The organism is Clostridiaceae bacterium HFYG-1003 (genome assembly GCA_024579835.1).
Lineage (GTDB): Bacteria > Bacillota > Clostridia > Clostridiales > Clostridiaceae > JG1575.
Window position 1 is genome coordinate 568119 of record CP102060.1, and the last position, 15112, is coordinate 583230.

12 protein-coding genes are annotated in these 15112 nt (G+C 54.4%); 9 read left to right on the forward strand and 3 right to left on the reverse strand.

What is annotated here, in order from left to right:
• Positions 1-175: 175 nt before the first annotated feature.
• The 6 genes from NQU17_02685 (at position 176) to ispE (ending at position 7968) form a co-directional block, all read left to right on the forward strand.
• Positions 176-3196, forward strand: coding sequence for a penicillin-binding transpeptidase domain-containing protein (locus NQU17_02685; protein UUM12489.1), 3021 nt, complete (start codon positions 176-178; stop codon positions 3194-3196).
• A 98-nt stretch (positions 3197-3294) separates the two neighbouring features.
• Positions 3295-4995, forward strand: coding sequence for an FAD-dependent oxidoreductase (locus NQU17_02690; GenBank protein ID UUM12490.1), 1701 nt, complete (start codon positions 3295-3297; stop codon positions 4993-4995).
• Between the two features lie 226 nt (positions 4996-5221).
• A complete protein-coding gene (locus NQU17_02695; GenBank protein ID UUM12491.1) occupies positions 5222-5632 on the forward strand; it encodes a NusG domain II-containing protein in 411 nt (136 codons plus the stop codon).
• On the forward strand, positions 5632-6165 hold the full coding sequence (locus tag NQU17_02700; protein ID UUM12492.1) for a Gx transporter family protein: 534 nt from the start codon (positions 5632-5634) through the stop codon (positions 6163-6165). Before NQU17_02695 ends, NQU17_02700 begins: the two co-directional genes overlap by 1 nt.
• Positions 6165-7130: a polyprenyl synthetase family protein gene (locus NQU17_02705; protein UUM12493.1), complete on the forward strand. Its 966-nt coding sequence runs from the start codon at positions 6165-6167 to the stop codon at positions 7128-7130. Before NQU17_02700 ends, NQU17_02705 begins: the two co-directional genes overlap by 1 nt.
• Entirely contained in the window at positions 7102-7968 is an 867-nt protein-coding gene (ispE, locus tag NQU17_02710) for a 4-(cytidine 5'-diphospho)-2-C-methyl-D-erythritol kinase (GenBank protein ID UUM12494.1), read from the forward strand. The genes NQU17_02705 and ispE overlap by 29 nt, the downstream gene beginning before the upstream one ends.
• A gap of 118 nt (positions 7969-8086) precedes the next feature.
• Here the strand turns inward: ispE and NQU17_02715 are convergent, their stop codons facing one another.
• Both NQU17_02715 and NQU17_02720 read right to left on the reverse strand, forming a co-directional pair.
• Positions 8087-9442 carry a UDP-N-acetylglucosamine--LPS N-acetylglucosamine transferase gene (locus NQU17_02715; GenBank protein ID UUM12495.1) on the reverse strand — a complete coding sequence of 452 codons (1356 nt, stop codon included), beginning with the start codon at positions 9440-9442 and terminating at the stop codon, positions 8087-8089.
• 139 nt (positions 9443-9581) lie between these two features.
• Entirely contained in the window at positions 9582-10955 is a 1374-nt protein-coding gene (locus NQU17_02720; GenBank protein ID UUM12496.1) for an ISLre2 family transposase, read from the reverse strand.
• Between the two features lie 382 nt (positions 10956-11337).
• On the opposite strand from NQU17_02720, the gene NQU17_02725 reads away from it, so the two are divergent.
• Positions 11338-11763: a DUF1934 domain-containing protein gene (locus NQU17_02725; protein UUM12497.1), complete on the forward strand. Its 426-nt coding sequence runs from the start codon at positions 11338-11340 to the stop codon at positions 11761-11763.
• Between the two features lie 159 nt (positions 11764-11922).
• On the opposite strand, the gene NQU17_02730 is transcribed toward NQU17_02725, so the two are convergent.
• Entirely contained in the window at positions 11923-13335 is a 1413-nt protein-coding gene (locus NQU17_02730; GenBank protein UUM12498.1) for a PLP-dependent aminotransferase family protein, read from the reverse strand.
• Between the two features lie 248 nt (positions 13336-13583).
• On the opposite strand from NQU17_02730, the gene pdxS reads away from it, so the two are divergent.
• Both pdxS and pdxT read left to right on the forward strand, forming a co-directional pair.
• A complete protein-coding gene (gene pdxS / locus NQU17_02735) occupies positions 13584-14459 on the forward strand; it encodes a pyridoxal 5'-phosphate synthase lyase subunit PdxS (protein ID UUM12499.1) in 876 nt (291 codons plus the stop codon).
• Positions 14459-15040, forward strand: a complete 582-nt coding sequence (pdxT, locus tag NQU17_02740; GenBank protein ID UUM12500.1) for a pyridoxal 5'-phosphate synthase glutaminase subunit PdxT — start codon at positions 14459-14461, stop codon at positions 15038-15040. The genes pdxS and pdxT overlap by 1 nt, the downstream gene beginning before the upstream one ends.
• Positions 15041-15112: the final 72 nt, after the last annotated feature.

Consider the following 15112-nt stretch of genomic DNA (forward strand, 5'->3'; position numbering starts at 1 on the left):
TTCAGGAACTCCTTCGCGGTCGAGGCCGGCAGTATGTGTTTTTTTCCTGTCCGGTCACCGAATCAAGCGGAGCATAATCCATCGTTTTATTGTACAATGGGGTATGGGATCTCTGGATCCTGAATGAAGTCATTGCAATTATTATACACAGAAACAAAAACCCTGGGTGAAAGATATGAAAAAAAGTAACAATACAACCGAGCGCAGACTGTTTAACCGCTATACCGCTCTGTTTCTGATCATGCTAGCGGTTATGGGGCTCATCGGCCGAACGCTGTTCGGACTTCAGATTGTCAGCGGCGAAGAATTTCAGAATAAGGCAGATGCTTATTCGGTGAAAGATATCAGTGAACCGGCGCCGCGCGGAGAAATCCTGGACCGCAACGGCGAAGTGCTGGCGACCAATCTCTCGTCCTATGACCTGATTTATAATGAAACCCGAGAATCGGCTGCTCAATTCTACAGCGTGATGGGAGAATTCTTCCGCCTCCTGGATCGAACCGGTGAGGAACTCTATGACACGTTTGAACTGAAGGCCGAACCGGCCTTCGCCTTCGATTTTAAGACCAGCAGTCCCAGTGCCTCCCAGACCCGTGAACTTCGCTTTAAGAAAGACCGCAACATGGATTCCTGGATCCTCAAATCCGGTTACGGCAAGATGATCGGGAAAACGCAGATCAAGGATCTGAGCAATGAAGAAAGCGAGGAGCTCAATAAAATGCTGCTGGCGGTGACACCGGAGGAGACCTTCCAATATCTGGTGCGCTATCATGGCCTTTATAAAATCCTGGGACTGAGCAAAACCGAAGAAGCTGCCCTGCTTAAGCTGACTGATCGGGAAGTGACCGAGACCGTACTAAAAAAACTGTCTGTACCGGAACTGCGCCGCTACATGGTGATTCGGGATCAGGTGCGGATGAAAGTCTATCAGTCCAACAAGTCCGTACCGCTGGTCAAGACCATGACCAAGCAGAACGCCTTTGTCTTCATGCAGAAAGCCAATCTGCTGGCCGGCATTGATGTGCAGCTCAGCCCCACCCGGATCTATCCCTATGGAACGCTGGGGGCTCATGTGCTGGGTTATTTGTCCAACATCAGCGAATACAATAAGGATAAATACGAATCCATGGGCTATGACCTGAATCAGGACATGATCGGGGTTTACGGCATTGAAGAAGCCTTTGAGCAGGAACTGCGCGGAAACAAGTCCGTCACCACCGTCAAGGTCGACAAACAGGGACGAACGGTCAGCGAGCTGTTCAAGCTGGAGGGCTATCCCGGATCCAGCGTCCAGCTGACCCTGGACAAGGATCTGCAGTATACAGCTCAGATGGCGCTGGATGCCACGCTGAAGAATCTGCGCACCAGCTTTGTGGATCATACCCAGGGCAAATCCAACAACGCCACCCGCGGCGCGGTGGTGGTCATTCAGGTGAAAACCGGCAAGGTACTGGCCATGGCCTCGAATCCGGATTTTGATCCCAATGTGTTCATCGCTCCGGGCGCGCTGACTCCTGAACTGTATTCGACCTACTTTAATCCAGATCTGGAGGCTTTCGGCACAAACCTGATCCAGAACTTGCCCATTCCGGGCAAGACCCTGGATGACATCTTCCCCAAAAATAAGGAAGGGGTTCGCCAGGATTATTATGACAACTATCCCAAGCCATTCCTGAATTACGCCACCCAGGGCCTGTCCCCGGTGGGATCCATCTTTAAGCCCTTTACCTCACTCGCCGCCCTGCAGCACGGCGTGGTCGACAAGAACACGATCATCGACGACACCGGCGTATACGAACGGCCGGAGTTGAAAGGCTATCGCCCAACCAACAACAACAGCATGCCCTACGGTCTGCTGGATCTGACCGAGGCGCTGAAGCTGTCTTCCAACGTCTTCTTCCTGGAAATGGGCTGGCGAATGCATCAGAAGTCTGGTCCCAACGCCATCGCCGAAACCGTCTGGAAACTGGGACTGGGCCATGATCCCACCGAAGGGGTTCATTCAACGACCGGCATTGAGATTAACGAGAATGTATACGGCAACATCTTCAACTTTGAGTCCCGCAAGCAGATTATCGGGCGAGCCGCCTATGGTGATCTGGTCAATGTCCTGAAAAAGGGAATTGCCCGGGACGGCAAGCGGTTTAAGCCGCTGGACGTGTCGCTCAAGGATACAGATTCCGAGAAAATGCGGGAACTGAAACTCGAGATGGACCGGGGCCTGCGGGAATACTGGAGCAAGGCTCAGTTCAACGATCCCCGGACTGTTGATGAGAAATTCGACGAAATCCGGCAGATTCTTGACTATAACCTCAACTACATCATATCGCTCCTGCCCGCCGAAGAGCAGGAAGGCATGGCCGACTCGACCTACTTGGCGGATCAGGTTGCCAGTGTCCTGGTGTATGACCGCGGCCGCGAACTGACCACCCCGGTCAATATCATGAATGCCAGCATCGGTCAGGGCGACGCGGAACTGACACTGCTCCAGATCGCCAATGCCATAGCCACTCTGGCCAATGGCGGAACCCGCTACCGGACTTCTCTGGTTGACCGGATTCTTGATCCGGAAGGCAATCTGGTCAAGGTTGTGGAGCCGGAAGTCCTGGAAGAGGTTTCAATCAAGGATGAACACCTGAAACTGATCTATGAAGGCATGCACAAGGTCAATACCGTCGAGGGCGGAACGGCCTACCGCTACATGAAAGACTTCCCGATCGAGACCGCCGGAAAAACCGGTACGGCTCAGTATCGCGAAAACAATATGGCCAACTATGTCGGCCGTCACCAGTACGGAACCTACATTACGTTCGCGCCCCTGGAGGATCCGGAGATCGCCATCGCAGTCATCGGGTATGACGCCATCCACGGTTCCTTCATGATCCCGGTCGCCCGGGCCATCTACGAAGAATATTTTGAGGAACGGATCCAGAAGGAAGCTCCGGATTATGTCCGAAGCTTTGACTACCAGCTCAAGCCGGTCATGAAAGTGGAACCGTCTCTGCTCAAGCTGGAGGAGCCGACGGAACTGACGACAACGCCCGTCATCGACTCCTACCTTCCGGGAGTGCCGGTTCCGGCTTACCTCAATCAGCCGGTCAACACCCGCCCGGACGGTACACCGCCGCGGATCAAAACGCCTCAGGGAGAGCAACCGGCAGAACCGGAAGCACCGGCGGATCCAACAGGTGATTAAATAAGGATAGGACCAAACGGAGAAGCAGTCAGATTGACTGCTTATTCCGGAACCTTAATTGAGAAATATTATCAATAGTCCAGTGCAAGGAGTTTGCCATGAACGAATCACGCATTGTCATTCTGGGGGCAGGCTATGCCGGAATCCGGCTGGCCCGGCGCCTGCTGGCGGAAAAGCAGTACGATCGGCTGACGCTGATTGACCAGAATGACCATCATACCCTCATCACCAACCTGCATGAAGTCGCCTCCGGTCGGGTGGAACCCCAAACCCTGGAGATCCCGCTGGATCATATCCTGGAGCATGCCCGGGTGGAACGAATCCGTGACCGGATCCGCTCCATCGACCTGGAGTCCAGGATCCTGACCGGGGAAAGCGGCAGTTATCCTTATGACCAGTTAATCATCGCCTCGGGAGCGGTCCCCTTTTTCTATGGAGTGCCGGGTGCGCAGGAACACAGCCTTACCCTGAACACTATGAAGGATGCCTTGTCGATCCGGCAGTGGCTGAGGCAAAATCCCGACGGCCGGATCGTACTGTGCGGAGCGGGTTTGACGGGAGTCGAGCTGGCAGCAGATCTGAAGGCCATGGCGCCGAATCTTGCCGTGACGCTGGTGGAAGTCAGAGACAACATCCTGCCGGATCTGCCCCTCCCGGTTCAGGAAAAAGTGAGGCGCAAGCTGGAACGGCGGGGAATCCGCCTGATGACGGCTGCGCGGGTCACGGAAGTTTGCGAATCCGGCGTTCGGCTGGAAGGGTGTCCTGAAGCCGAGCTCCAGGCGGACCTGGTCGTATGGACCAGCGGAAATCGGGCCGCATTTCGTCTGGATGCACCCCAGGGGGAGGCAGCTGAACCGATTTTGGATGACGCGCTGCGCCTGCGTAGCCATCCGGAAGTCTGTGCAGTGGGGGATGGCGGCGATCCAGACTGGGCCTGCGTGGAAAACGGACTGCAGTCCGCGGATCTGGTAGCTAAAAATCTGCTGACCGGGGAGGGTGACATTCACTCCTATCAGCCCAGCCGGCGCGGACTGATGATTTCACTGGGACCCTCTGATGGGGTGACAACGACCCGAATCCCCTTATCGGGGTGGCCGGCGGTCGTACTGAAGTTCCTGGTGGATCTGTATTATGTGTTTTCCGTCGGCGGCCTGGGTTCGGCTGCCAATTATTTTACCGGGCACCTGGTTCGTCCAGCGCATGGCCGGACTCTGACCGGACGCCTCCTCTCCAGCCGGGGACAGCGCTTCTGGCTGCTGCCGCTCCGCCTGTACCTGGGCGGTCTGTGGTTTCTGGAAGCCTGGAAAAAAGTCATTGGACCAGCTCAGTTTGCCAAAGCTGTCTCGGCTCGTGATTACCTCACCGTGGGCAGCGATTCGTGGCTTCGTCCCGGAAACCTGCAGGTGCCCTTTGCCTGGCTGCGGGATGTCGATGCCGTCAGCAGTGCCACCATGGCAGGTACAAACGGTCCGGTGCTGGAAGAGCTTCCCGTCTGGTATGAAGCACTGATGCGCACCATTATGCCCACGCCCGCTCTGGGAGCCTTCTTCCAAAGTCTGCTGGTATGGGCGGAATTTGCCGTTGGCGTGGGACTGATTCTGGGTCTTGCGGTCTTTCTCTCTGCTCTTCTGTCCTTCGCTCTGACGGTCAACTTTTTCCTCTCCGGCGTCGCCGGCTGGCAGCTGCTCTGGATTCTGCCGGCTTCACTGGCTCTGCTGGGCGGTGCCGGCAGGATCATGGGGCTGGATGCCTGGCTCATCCCCTGGATCCATCGGCAGCTGAAGATTGATTCCCTGTAATTCAGCGCAAGGGCAGAAATCTGAACCCCGCCAGCCGAGTGATGGATCCGGCCGGCCTTGATTTCAAACTTCATGGATTCCCAAATTCGATCATTTCTGAATTTGTTGATCCAATGGCCAGATCGTCCTGAGGATGTTCCGGTGTTTCAGAACGTGCAAATTTTAAGCAATTTTTACCGGGAACTGGTATAATGTAGTATTAGAAACCAGAAAGGAATGAAATCAGTTGAAATACTTTAAAATAAAGCTTCTGGATATTGTCCTGATCGGGCTTTTGATCCTTGCTTCCTTTATCCCCAATGCCGTGTTTGCCTATCAGGCTATGAGCAGCCCGGCACAGAGCGATGCCATCTATGTGGTCATCAAGATCGACTCACAGGAAGTGGAGCGGATCCAGCTGGATGAAACCAAGGCGGCTTATGTCCATGAAATTGTCACCCCCAAGGGTGAAAAAAATACGATTCGAATCGACGGCGGCACAGTAACAATGATCACAGCCGATTGTCCGGATCAGATCTGTGTAACGGCATTCCCCCCTATCTCCAAGGATGGCGAGCAGATCATCTGCCTGCCCCATATGCTGGTGGTTGAGGTTGAAGGGGGAGACAAAGCAAAAGGAGATCTGAACGCATACTGATGAGAAACAATAAAAATGTCTACAAGATGGTGTATATCGCGCTCCTGGTCGCCCAGGCCATGGTCGTCTTCAAGCTGGAGGAGTTCATTCCGGTTCCATTCCCCGCCATACCGGGGGCCAAGCTGGGGCTGGCAAACATCTTTACCATGGTGGCGCTCTATACCCTTCGTCCGGGCGAGGCCTTCGGCGTCGTTGTCCTGCGCTCGGTTCTTTCGATGCTGATTTCCAACAATCCCGGAGCGTTCATTTACTCCTTTTCCGGGGCGATGCTGTCCTTTGTCGTGATGCTGCTGCTGAAAAACACCTTTGGGAACCGGCTTTCCCGGATCGGAGTCTCAGTCGGCGGGGCATTCAGCCACAATCTGGGGCAGCTGCTGGCCGCCGCGCTGATGGTGGCCGAGCCGCGGATTCTGATGTATCTGCCGGCTCTGACGATCATCGCCGTACCGACCGGTTTCTTTATTGGCATGACCTCTAACTTCATGCTGGAGCATATGGGAAAACTGGGCATTATGAGGGAGTTGAAACGCTGATGGGATTTTGGCAGGACCAGCCGAAACTGAACGAACGACTGAATCAGATCCAGGAAATTATGCAGGCTGAGGTCCCCCGTACCGGGCGGTTCTCAGCCGTTTTGACTCCATTGACGGCCCAGTCGGGAAAAATGCTGCGCCCGGCGCTGCTGGTTCTGTCCGCCGGATTCAGCACCAGTCCGTGGGAGGTCAATCACCTGGCGGCGGCGCTGGAATTCCTCCATCTGGCTTCATTGATTCACGACGACATCATTGATCATGGCCGGGAACGGCGGGGACAACCGACCGTGGTCCGTCAGCATGGAACAGCCATGGCTCTTTATGCCGGCGACTACCTGATTTTTCTGGCAGCACGGTGTCTGTACGGGCTGGAGGCAGACCGCCTGCCCCGGCTGCCGATGGACTTCATGGGACCGCTTCTGGAGGCGGAGGCAGAGCAGCTGGAGTCACGCTTCAGCATGGAGCAGACACCCGCTGGCTATCTGGCCCGAATTGAAGCCAAGACCGGGCTGCTGTTCTCCCTGGCCAGTTCGGCGGGATTTGCCGTCAGGCAGGAATCACCCCATGACATCGAACCGATGAAACGGGCCGGCCTGGATTTTGGAATTGCCTTTCAACTGCGGGATGACCTGGCGGATCTGTCGGATTCAGCTTATTCAGATCTGCGGGAAGGTAACTTTACGCTGCCGGTCATCTTTGCCCTGGAGGAAGATCCCGCTCTGAAGGTTGAACTGGCTGATTTGGGGCCAGGGATCCCTGATGAGGCTGCCTTCGACCGGATTGTCCGGCGCATCGAAGGTACTGGTGCCATCCGGCGCACCCAGGCCGTCATCCGCGACCATCTGAATCGATCAGCCGCTGTATTCCGCAGTCACCTGGGGGCTGAGGAATGGAGGCATTACGAATGGATGAATCAACAACTCTTCGGGGGATATTATGAAGATCAAAGCCTATGCGAAAATTAATCTGACCCTGGATGTCACGGGTAAGCGTGCCGATGGGTATCATCTGCTCCAAATGGTCATGCAGACCATTGACCTGGCAGATGATGTTTCGGTGGAGCTCGCCGGCGAGGGCATCGCCCTGACCTGCAACCTGCCCTATGTCCCGGTAACTGAAAAAAACATCGCCTATCGGGCGGCGGTTCGTTTTCTGGAAGCGACGGGAATTCATTCGGGTGTGCGCATTCATCTGGAAAAACGGATTCCGGTGGCTGCCGGGCTGGCCGGAGGGTCTACTGATGCGGGCGCTGTTCTGACGGCACTCAATGGACTGACGGGCCATCCCCTGACGCAGGAGAAGCTGCTGGAGCTGGGGCTCAGTCTGGGCGCGGATGTTCCCTTTACCATGACCGGCGGAACCGCTTTGTGCGAAGGAGTCGGTGAAATCATCACACCGCTGCCGGATTTTTGCAATCACTGGGTGTTGCTGGTGAAACCTCCCTTTGGGGTGTCCACCCGGCAGGTGTTCACCGACTTCAGACTCGACCGGGTCCGGCGCCATCCGGCCACTCAGGCGGTGCAGGCAGCCATTGCCGCCGACGATCTGGCAGGAGTTGCCCGGCATTTGGGAAATGTGCTGGAAAATGTGACGCTGACTCGGCACCCGCTCCTGCGCAATCTGAAAACGGAGCTGATCCGGCGCGGAGCGTTGGGCAGCCTGATGTCAGGTTCTGGACCCACCGTGTTTGGATTGTTTGACAGCGAAGCAGCCGCCCGCGACGCCTATGTCTGGTTTCACGGGAAGTATCCGGAGACATTCCTGGTTCAGACCCTGGGCCGACAAGCTGTCGCAAACGGTTAAGCCAGAGCAGAATAGGCTCCCCACCGATCCACCGGCAATGAAAGGTTAGCGGTGGATCGGCGGGGAGCCTTATTGCGGCCGGAAAGGAGTTTCCTGCCCATAGTGGTTGAACTGAAGGTTAATGCTTTTCCTGGGTTTCGTCCAGGAGCTGAGAGATTTCTTCATCGCTCAACTCATAGAAATCTTCATCCGAGACTTCTTTGGAGCGGCGCCGCAGGAAATCCATCAGGCGGGATGTCATTTTATTGGACTCCAGCCTGGTTTTCGCATCATCGAAAAGACCCTTTAATTTCTCATTAAAGCCTTCATCTTCCAGGGTGTCGGCATTGGGAACAGCTGTTTTATTCTGACGGTGGAAGTCATCGACCATGAGTCGAAGCAGTCCATAAATTTTTTCCGTAGAATCCGGTTTGGCAAAAGCGCGGATCCGATCCGTCATATCTTCCAGCTTATGGGGATGGAAGAGCAGCGCTTCAATCTGGCCGGCACTGTCTTCTCCGTCACCCAGATCAATGGCCAGCTGGTTTTTCAGAAGAAAGTGCTTGTTCTGTTCCTCCTGCCCGCCGATGGCTTTAAAGATCGCCATGGGTGTTCCGGTGATGAGCGCTTCTGTGACGGTCAGGCCGCCGGGCTTTGTGACCAGAAGATCAGTGGCCTGAAGCAGGGCATCCATGAAATGGCAGAATTTTAAGACCGCGATATTCTTGTCGGACTTCAGTGAAATTTCCAGGGCTTCGTCATACAACTTCTGGTTATTGGCAGCTACCACAACGATATTGAACTGCCGGGGAATGGAATCCAGTTCCTTCAGGATGGTTTTGATATGGCCCAGAGCCAGTGATCCGCCCATCAGGGTTACCGTGGGCAGCTGTTCATCCAGGCCGATGCCGGACAGGGTCTGACTGCGGTCATACGGGTTCAGGAAAGTGGATCTGAACGGAATGACGTAGGGAAAAACGGTGCGCCTGTCTCGTCCGGTCTTGGTGAGTTCCTCGACGACGGACTCGTGGGCTACCACATAGAAGTCGATGCCGGGATGTACCCACAGGGCGTGACTGCCGTAATCCGTGATGATGGCCAGGGCCGGCAGATTGAGGTGTCCAGATGTTTTGAGAGCGCTGAGCATCTGGGTGGTAAACGGGTGAGTCGAAATGATGACATCCGGCTGAGTTTCTACGATCAGGGGCAGCAGACGATCGGCCAGAAGTTCGTCAAATTTTTCAGCGAAGGCGGTTACGCTCTCATCTTTGCGGTTAAACACCGAGTAGAGCATGGAGAAGCCTTTCGGATAAATTTTCAATGAATTGAGATACGTTCCGATCACGACTTTGTCGAGGATCGGACTGATGTATTTGAGTGTATCAACTATTTTGATCCGGGAGTCCGGTTCGTTTTTCAGGATGTATTCGGATATCGCCTCTGCCGCCGCATTGTGCCCGTGGCCGGCAGAAATCGTGAGCATAAGTGTGTTCATGTGGATAACCCTCCGCTTTGTCTATTATATCACTTCATGGGACGGGATAGAACGGGGCAGAACAAAGCCGATAGTGTCAACTTACTTTCGGTTCAAAAATTGAATAGGCCTGCCGTGCGGATTCCAAGTAGCCCGGGTTTTACGATTTATACCACCCAAAATGAGGCGTTGCATAGCTGATTGAACCTTGTTTTACTGGGTAGACCCGGCTCTTCTTCACGATCCGTTTTTCCAGCCTCACAAGTCGGGCTTCCTTCTTCTTTTCTTTCTCTTTGGCAGCGAAGTAGCCCATGAGATCCCCGCCATTGAGCACGAAAACTCGCATGCGCGCTATATTCTCAGCACCTACTGTGCTCCACCCCATCGGGCGTGAAGATAACCGTGAGGAAAGCACATGACTGACATGCCCTTCCGCACTGCAGCCCTGATAGCCCGACTTGGCCGCGTTCTGGATCGATTCCCAGTTGGACACAAGATAGGTTTGCATCTCGCCTAACTTCTTTTCCTGGGTCTTTTTAAGCGGCAATCCCGCTGCTGATTCGAAGAATGTGTTGATGTCCTCAAGGGAGTCCATGCTGATGGCGTCTTTGAGGTACCAGTAATATTCATCCTTTGTCCCTTTGTAGGAATCAATCGGCGTTGCCGCCTGGCGCAGGGCCTTTTCCAGGTGGAACTTATCCAGATAGAGCTTGCATCGAGGCAGAATCTGGGCACCCATCTTGATCCAGGACGCCCCATCCCCTGATAAGGAGATTTCCTCGATCTTATCCACTTCATAAGCCGAGTTCAGGTAATCGAACACTTCGTACCACAGTTCATCCGAGTTGCCCTTGTAGAAGCCTGCAAATCGACGTACACCCATTAAGGCCTTGCGTCTCTTCCCGACACTCTGCTGCCCCTCATGGACGTAGATCAGCCGCATCTGCTGATTGGAACCGTCCTGCATAGCTACATGATCCTCATCGGCCTCAATATAGATCCGAGATGCCACTTTTTTCTGAGGCAGGGGTCCCTCAGAAGACTCAATGTTCCCCAGTCGATGGACCAGATTCATTACCGTAGTGCGGCTGGTAATTCCGCTGCTTGCATAGCGCTCCACCGTCCCCTGGTAAGAAATATCTTTAGCACTGGAGAGAAGACACGAGGCTAGTTCCCGGCTGATTCTCTGATGGGGCTCAAGGCCCAGAAGACGATCCACCAGACACACATGGTGATTGGTCTTTTTATCCCGAAAGTACGTCCGGCCAAAGACCACAGGTCCGGCTGTAGTAGCGATGGTTTTTGTTTGATAGCGCCGTTCGATGGTGTAGTCTTTTTTCCGTAACTGTGAGTTCCTCAGGCGCTCATCGAGTACCTGAACATAATCCTGGATCTGCTCACGGGCAATCCGATCCGTCAGCTCGTGAGTCTCCTGTACCACTTGATCCATGGTGAGAGTACCGCTTGCCATTCTTGAATCAAAACCTTGTCTGAGAGTGGTGAACATTGAGTTGAAATCTGTTAAGATAGGCATGAGAATAAGTCCTTTCGTGTAGTTTGTTTTTGGTTGTTACTAACATTCTAGCACTTGGGCTTATTCTCTTTCATTTTCGACCTACAGTAACTTTACACTAAGAACAAAGCCCTTTTCCCAAGGGTTTTCAGATTTGCCGGGCGAGAGCTGCTCCGATCGGTGGGAGGACTGCTTCGTCTCAGGCAACAGCGGGCTGCCCGAAATCCGGGAATGATTGAGCAGCCTGATACTCCAAAAAAGCGAAGGGCCGCTGAGAACCGGTTTTCCGCGCAGACCAGCACTCACCGTCCCGGATCGTCCGGAGCACTCAGAAAGAACGGCCAAGCCCCCCGTTTAGGTGGTTCTTAAGGTATAATGGAATCAGGAAAGACAGGTGATATTTATGGATAAGGCAGTGATTCAGATCAGGACATTGCTTCCGGGAGAGTCAGAATACATCGAGCTGACAAGTCTGGGCAATATTGTGCGGGAAGGGGACAAAGTGATTGTATCCTACGCCGAAAGTGAACTGACCGGAATGGATGATACCCAGACCACCATCATTATGGATCAGGCGGATGTAACGATCCGGCGTCAAGGAAGCTTTACGTCCACGCTGGAGTTTTCGCTGCTTGAGCCCAGGCAGTGCCTCTATCATACGCCCTACGGGACATTCAACGTCACGACCCATACCCAGGAATACCGGGTGGTGGACGACGAACGAAAGATGGAACTGTTCCTGAAATACGGACTGGTCATTGAGGGCGAGTCACAGGGCAGCACCCGCATTGAAATGGTGGTCCGGCCTCAGGCCTCGAGAGATCAGTAATCCAGCGGTGAACTCCGATCAGGAACAGGCCGAAACTTTGCCGCAGTCGGCAGACTGGGCAATTCATTGGGTTCGAGGGAACAGAAGATAAATCAAAATTGGGAAACGCAGCCTCCGGATGTCGCTTGGACACCGGAGGCTGCGTTGATGATCGGCTCATCACTCATCTGAGGTTCGAAACAGGTCAGCCATCTGGCGGGCGGTGACATCCAGATCCCCAGGATCCAGGCGGGAATAGTCAACAATGAGGGTGGCGTTGTACTCATCCGAGCGGCCATGGACGTATTCAGACAGAAAGCTGAGGTTCAGTCCCGATGCCCGGGCAGTCCGAATCAGCGCGGTTTCCGATTTTTTGGTATCGACTTTGACCAGAAAGTGGAGGCCGGCGTCTTCCCCGATGAATTGATGCGGTATGCTGCCAAAGGCTTGGCGCAGAGCAGATTTCAGGCCGTCCCGCTGTTTGCGGTACGCTGTTTTCATGCGGTTGAGATGCTTTTCAAAATAACCCTGGCGTATAAACCGGGCCAGCGTGTACTGCTCGAAACTGGGGACAGGGCAGGAATAGAAGGAAAGCTCGGATTGATAGCGCTCCACGAGGGGAGGCGGCAGAACCATATAGCTGATTCGGATGGAAGGTGAAATGGTTCGGGAAAAGGTGTTGATATAAATGACCTTGTCCGACTGATCCATGCTGTAGAGCGAAGGAATGGGCCGGCCCTGGTAACGGAATTCGGAGTCGTAGTCATCTTCGATGATGTACCGGCTGCTGTGCTGGGCAGCCCAGGCCAGCAGATCAAATCTGCGCCCCGCTGGCATCACGATGCCGGTCGGATAATGATGCGAAGGGGACACATGGGTGACTTCAGCACCGGTCCAGGTCAGAGCCTGAACCGAGAACCCCTTGTCATCCATGGGAATGAACTGACAGACTGCCCCGTAATGCTGATAAATGCGGGCAATTTTTGGATATCCGGGATTTTCGACGGCGTAGCGCAGATCCTTGCCCAGGAGCTGAATGATTCGGCCATAGAGGTACTCGGTTCCGGCGCCGATGATGATCTGTCCGGGAGAAACGGTCATTCCCCGAAAATGGAACAGGTGCCAGGCGATGGCTTCCCGAAGTTCTGTGACGCCATGAAACGGAGTCGGAGCAAGCAGGGTTTTGTTTTCTTCGGTCAGGATCTGGCGCATGAGCCGGGCCCAGACCGAGAAGGGGAATTCCGTATAGCTGAGGGCTTCGGTCACTGGCGGGTGCCGGAGCGTCGTCGAACCATCGGTCCGGCTTTGGGATCCGGCAGGCATTGTCTGAATCGGGACTGTAGTCTCAAGGGCCAGGGGACTGACAAAATAACCCTGCTTCTCCTGACTGTAGACATACCCTTCCAGAACGAGCTGAGCATAGGCATTTTCAACCGTGATGACGCTGATCTGCAGATGGCGGGCCAGCTTGCGCTTGGATGGGAGTTTTTCATGGGCGGTCAGGGTGCCGGTCAGGATGTCCTGTCGGATTTTTTGATAAAGAAATTCGTAGAGGGGAAGTGATCCCCGGGATTCCATATGATAAGTCAGCATAAATGCCTCCTGTAATTAATCTGGTCCTATCAGATTAGTTTAAAATGGTCATTGATCCAATACCAAGCTTCAGTATACTGGAGAAGAAAACAGAAGTAAACCGCAGGGGGCGGCACTGTATGGTACTGTATATTGTTATATGACATTGACTGACATTCGATGTTACGGTACGTCATCGCCCGGCTCTGCGCTGCTTCATATTACACTGCATAACGATGCACCATACTGCATCCTACAGGGGGAAGATTATGAATAACGAACGAATTGGTTTAAACAAGGAACTGGCTCAGATGCTCAAGGGCGGCGTCATCATGGATGTTACAACTCCGGAACAGGCAAGAATTGCCGAGGCAGCCGGAGCCTGCGCTGTCATGGCCCTGGAACGGATTCCGGCGGACATTCGCGCTGCCGGGGGTGTTTCCCGCATGAGTGATCCGAAAATGATCCGGGAGATTCAGGACGCGGTATCCATTCCAGTCATGGCCAAAGTCCGCATCGGTCACTTTGTGGAAGCGCAGATTCTGGAAGCCGTTGAGATTGACTTCATCGATGAAAGTGAAGTACTCTCTCCGGCCGATGATGTTTACCACATTGACAAAACCGCCTTCAAGGCACCGTTTGTCTGCGGCGCGCGGGATCTGGGCGAAGCTCTGCGGCGGATCGCCGAAGGGGCCAGCATGATCCGGACCAAGGGTGAGCCAGGAACGGGCGACGTGGTTCAGGCTGTCCGGCACTTAAGAAAAATCAATTCAGAAATCAGCCGGGTTCAGGCGGCTCGTCCGGATGAACTGTTCGAAATGGCCAAACAGCTGATGGTTCCGCTGGATCTGATCCGTTACGTGCATGATCATGGCCGGCTGCCCGTTGTCAACTTTGCCGCCGGCGGAGTGGCAACTCCCGCGGATGCTGCCCTGATGATGCAGCTGGGAGCGGAAGGCGTCTTCGTTGGTTCAGGGATCTTTAAGTCCGGCGATCCGGCCCGGCGGGCCAAGGCCATTGTCAAGGCCGTGACGAATTATCAGGATGCCGCCATGCTGGCGGAACTGTCCGCTGACCTGGGCGAAGCCATGGTCGGCATCAATGAGCAGGAAATTGAGATTCTTATGGCGGAGCGTGGAAAATAATGAGAGTCGGCGTGCTTGCCCTGCAGGGGGCCTTTGCAGAACATCGCCGGATGCTGGAACAGAGGGGGATTGAAAGCTTTGAAATCCGTCAGCTGAAGGATCTGGACGGTCCCATGGATGGCCTGATCCTGCCGGGCGGGGAAAGCACCGTCATGGGACAGCTTTTAACAGAGCTCGGTCTGATGGAACCTCTGCGGCAGAAGATAAGCCAGGGGCTGCCGGTATTCGGCACCTGTGCCGGCATGATACTTCTCGCCCGTTCCATCACCGAGCAGGCGCTCACCCACTTTGCTACCATGGATATCCATGTTCGCCGCAATGCCTTCGGGCGCCAGCTGGGAAGCTTTGAGGCCCTGGGAACCTTCAGCGGCAATACAGCGGTGCCCATGCGGTTCATCCGCGCCCCGTTCATAGAAAAGGTGGGTCCCGAGACAGAGATTCTTTCCATGGTCCAGGGAAAGATCGTCGCAGCCCGGCAGGACAGCCAGCTGGTTACGGCGTTTCATCCCGAACTGACCGACGACACCTTTGTTCATGATTATTTCATCGAGATGATCCGATCCCGGCAGACAGCCTCCTAGCTGCACAGATGTCCTATTCTGATCCGATGACAAATGGTCATCACACAGCCGGGCGATGATTACAAAGCCGAG